Annotated in this window: 5 protein-coding genes; 3 read left to right on the forward strand and 2 right to left on the reverse strand. The window is 60.7% G+C overall.

The genetic code is table 11. The features are described from left to right. The first annotated feature begins 122 nt into the window (after positions 1-122). Entirely contained in the window at positions 123-560 is a 438-nt protein-coding gene (locus tag ABIV12_RS13175; protein WP_348060020.1) for a helix-turn-helix transcriptional regulator, read from the forward strand. Between the two features lie 130 nt (positions 561-690). Here the strand turns inward: ABIV12_RS13175 and ABIV12_RS13180 are convergent, their stop codons facing one another. Both ABIV12_RS13180 and ABIV12_RS13185 read right to left on the reverse strand, forming a co-directional pair. Then, positions 691-1476 carry an ABC transporter permease gene (locus tag ABIV12_RS13180; RefSeq protein ID WP_348060022.1) on the reverse strand — a complete coding sequence of 262 codons (786 nt, stop codon included), beginning with the start codon at positions 1474-1476 and terminating at the stop codon, positions 691-693. Beyond that, the gene (locus ABIV12_RS13185; RefSeq protein ID WP_348060024.1) at positions 1473-2375 is read right to left on the reverse strand and encodes an ABC transporter ATP-binding protein; all 903 of its coding nucleotides are present in this window, start codon (positions 2373-2375) and stop codon (positions 1473-1475) included. The genes ABIV12_RS13180 and ABIV12_RS13185 overlap by 4 nt, the downstream gene beginning before the upstream one ends. Positions 2376-2626: 251 nt before the next feature. Between ABIV12_RS13185 and ABIV12_RS13190 the strand changes: the two genes are divergently transcribed. Beyond that, entirely contained in the window at positions 2627-3076 is a 450-nt protein-coding gene (locus tag ABIV12_RS13190; RefSeq protein WP_348060026.1) for a hypothetical protein, read from the forward strand. Next, a complete protein-coding gene (locus ABIV12_RS13195) occupies positions 3076-3318 on the forward strand; it encodes a helix-turn-helix transcriptional regulator (protein WP_348060028.1) in 243 nt (80 codons plus the stop codon). Before ABIV12_RS13190 ends, ABIV12_RS13195 begins: the two co-directional genes overlap by 1 nt. The last annotated feature ends 223 nt before the right edge of the window (positions 3319-3541 follow it).

The following is a 3541-nucleotide window of genomic DNA, read 5'->3' on the forward strand; positions in this document are numbered from 1 at the left end:
GCCCACCACCTCCATTTCCAGGCTGAATCGTGGCATGTCGCATCTTTTGGTGATTCGATGATGCTGTGGCGGACACCATGTAAGATACAGGCCGTTCAATCCCGGACATGCTGGAAAAACGAATGCCTAATATCGGTTCACTTCTAAAAGACGAGATCGCGCGGCTGTGCCGCAAGGAAATTCGCCGCGAGGTGGAGCCGGTCAGGAAGAACGCAGCGGCGCATCGGCACGAAATCGCAGCGCTGAAACGCAAGATCGCCGCCCTCGAACGACAGGGTTCGATGCTCGCGAAAGGAGCTGCCAGGAGCGAAAAGTCGCCCAAACCGGAGTCCACCGAGCCACCGATGCGATTTGTTGCGAAGGGTCTCGTGTCGCTACGCTCGCGCCTCGGAATGTCTGCAGGCGATTTCGGCCAACTCATCGGCGTCAGCGGACAGTCGGTGTACAACTGGGAAAAGGGAAAGACGACGCCGCGCAGGGAGCAACTGGCTTCGTTGGCCGCGGTACGCGGCATCGGCAAGGCAGAGGCGCAGGCGCGTCTCGAAAAAGTCGCGAAATAGTCGCTTTCGTCGCGTGACGACGTGCGCGCCGGCCGCCCGCAGTGGCGGCCCGGCGCCCCTTCCGCGTCTTCAACACATCGCCATGCTTCGGATTCTCGGCATCGATGTCGTGGACTGGCCGCGTCGAAGCTCAGCCCTTCTGGCGTCGCGACGCGAACATCGCAAAGCCGAGCGCGATGAATGCAACAAAATAACCCAACGCGAACACGTGGATATCCATGTCCGGGCGGACCGTCTTTCCGGCGGGTACCTGTTTCAGATAATCGAACATCACGTACGTGTACGGAACCAGGAAACCGTATTTCCACGACAACGCCGCAAGCGCTCCGACCCACAACAGGAAGCCGGCGCCGACCGAGACGAGAAAATTGCCGAAGCGCAGTCCAAGTGCATATTGAAGCGCGACGATCGGAAGGCAGTCGACGAAGTACCGCGCATCGTCTTGCAGGAAATCCATCAGCGGAATCGGCTGCGTTGGAAACGGGACGCCCGACAGCAGAACGCAGGGAACCATCGCGGACAACCAGATTCCCACGTTGAACAGGGCGAAGAACTGAACGAGCATCAGGAACACGACGGCGAGTTTTGAAACAAACAGGTGTGCGCTCGGCAGCGGCAACGTACGCACCTGCTTCCATGCATTGTTGTGATATTCGATCTGCGTGAGCAGGCTGGTTGCAAGAATGGCGCACACCGGCAGCAGGAAAATCGCCATCGATTCCCACGAGCTTCGCCAGAGCGAGTGCCAGAAGTCGTCGGAGCGATAAAGCGGTTCCAGGCCATTGTGCTGGATCAGCCGTGCAAGCGTGACGATTGCCGGTGTGAAGAGACTTCCGCACAGAACCAGCCAGACGGCGAGACTGTTTTTCTTCTTCAGCCATTCGCTGTGGAACGCATGCACGAGCATGGTGTTCATGCGCGTACCCCGATCAGTTCCGTGTACAACGATTCGAGATCGCGTCGCGCGATACCGATGTCGTGAACGCCAATGCCGCTTTCGACCAGTTGGCGGTTCACATCCGCCACGGAATCGGCGGACATCGCCGGAACCACGATCTTTCCGTGCACGAACTGCGATTCGATCCCGGCCGCTGCAAGGATCGTCGCCGCTCTGGGATCATCGCTTGTGCTCAACCGTACCGTTGGCGGCGCACGCGATCCCAACTGGTCGATCGTTCCCTCGAACACCATGCGTCCGCCGCTGATCACGCCGACGTGCGTCGCGAGCTTCCCGACCTCCGCCAAAAGATGACTCGAGATCAGGATTGTGGTGCCGTGCTCGCGATTGAGTCCCGCGAGCAGGTGGCGCATTTCGATCATGCCGTCGGCATCCAGTCCATTCGTCGGCTCATCGAGCACCAGCAGTTTCGGCGAGTGCAGCAGTGCAGTGCCGATCGCGAGCCGCTGCTTCATGCCGAGCGAGAACTGCCGCACTTTCTTGCTGCCTGTTCCGCGGAGGCCGACGAGTTTCAGCACCTCGTCGATGCGTGACGCGGGGCATCGATGGATGCGCCTTGAGACTTCGAGATTGTCGCGGGCACTCAGGTGATCGTAGGAGGAGGGACCTTCGATCATCGAACCCACCTTCGCGAGGATCGCGATGCGATCCGTGTCCAGGCGCTGGCCGAATACGCAGATGCGCCCGACCTGCACTGTCAGAAGCCCCAGGATGAGGCGGAGCGTCGTCGTCTTGCCGGCCCCGTTTGGGCCGAGAAATGCGTAAATCGCACCTTCGGGCACGCACAGGTCGATGTGCTCGAGAATGACGTCGCGGGAATATCGATGGCCAAGGCCGGACACTTCAAGGCAGGACATGGAGCGGGTTCCACGAGAATGGAGGGCCGGATCGCCGGCAGTCGGCTCATGCGCAGCGATCTTCGACCGCCTCGAACGGCCGCCCAGCAACGGCCTCACAGGGCGACCATTCGCGCTCAGGCATTCACAAAGATTGATGTAAGAGTTAAACTAACATCCAATTAGTTGTTGTCAAGCTTAAATTTGGAGGAGTTTTGGGAACGTCATCGATCACCACGAAAATCCGCGCGCGAAGCGCCAGGCTGTGCACGATGCTGACGTTCCTGACTGCGGGCCTGTTGGGCCTGCTGATCGCCGAACGCTTCAGTGCAGCACTGATCGGGGTGGTCAGCGACGCGAGGGCAGCGGACGCGTTGGGGCGTCTTGGCATCCAGTGCGTCGACGCGATTCCGGAAGCCTGCTATCTGCTTGCGCTATGGTGGATTCGCGCTGCGCTCGCCGCGATCGCCGCTGGCGATCTCTATGGCGATGCGGTGATCCGGATGCTCGATCGGGTCGGCGTCGTGCTGGCGGTTGGTGCCTTCGCCGGCGTGTTCCTGGTTCCTGCGATCTCGCGCCTGCTCGGCTCCGACGTCGGATACTGGATCGCCTACGACGTGTCGGGCCTGGTGCTGGGCGCGATCGGCGTCTCGCTGAAAATCATCGCAGACGTGCTGCGACATGCCGCGGCCATGAAGGCCGATCTTGATGGAATCTTCTGATGCCGATCCGCATCGCGCTGGACGAGGTGCTCGCTTCACGGCGACTCAAAGCGAAGCAGGTGGCCGCGCTGATCGGGGTCAGTGAGACACACCTTTCACTGTTCCGCTCGGGCAAGGTGCGTGGCGTGCGCTTCTCGACACTGGCGAAATTGTGTGCCGCACTTCAGTGCCAGCCCGGAGACCTGATCACCTACGTCGACGACCCGGGGGACCTGCTGGCGAACGAGGACGAGGAAGGCTGAGATCGGCGGCGCGCTGACAGTGCAATACTCCGCGTGCTCGACCGCCTTCATGAATCCGAACTGCGCCAGGACAGGTACTCTGTACAAGCCCAAGTGCCGATCGCAACGAGAACCCATGACCGATCCCTACAACACCGCGCAGCCGCTCAGCGGCCTTCTGCTGAACGACTCGATGGTCACCGGCAGCCCGGAACTGCCCGGATTCCGCATCGTGCAGAATCTC

It is taken from the genome of Dokdonella sp., from assembly GCF_039926425.1.
In the GTDB taxonomy this organism is placed as follows: domain Bacteria; phylum Pseudomonadota; class Gammaproteobacteria; order Xanthomonadales; family Rhodanobacteraceae; genus Dokdonella_A.

Coding starts and splice junctions, on each gene's coding strand:
- ABIV12_RS13195 (WP_348060028.1), top strand. CDS start 3,076: ATGCCGATCCGCATCGCGCTGGACGAGGTGCTCGCTTCACGGCGACTC.
- ABIV12_RS13185 (WP_348060024.1), bottom strand. CDS start 2,375: ATGTCCTGCCTTGAAGTGTCCGGCCTTGGCCATCGATATTCCCGCGAC.
- ABIV12_RS13175 (WP_348060020.1), top strand. CDS start 123: ATGCCTAATATCGGTTCACTTCTAAAAGACGAGATCGCGCGGCTGTGC.
- ABIV12_RS13180 (WP_348060022.1), bottom strand. CDS start 1,476: ATGAACACCATGCTCGTGCATGCGTTCCACAGCGAATGGCTGAAGAAG.
- ABIV12_RS13190 (WP_348060026.1), top strand. CDS start 2,627: ATGCTGACGTTCCTGACTGCGGGCCTGTTGGGCCTGCTGATCGCCGAA.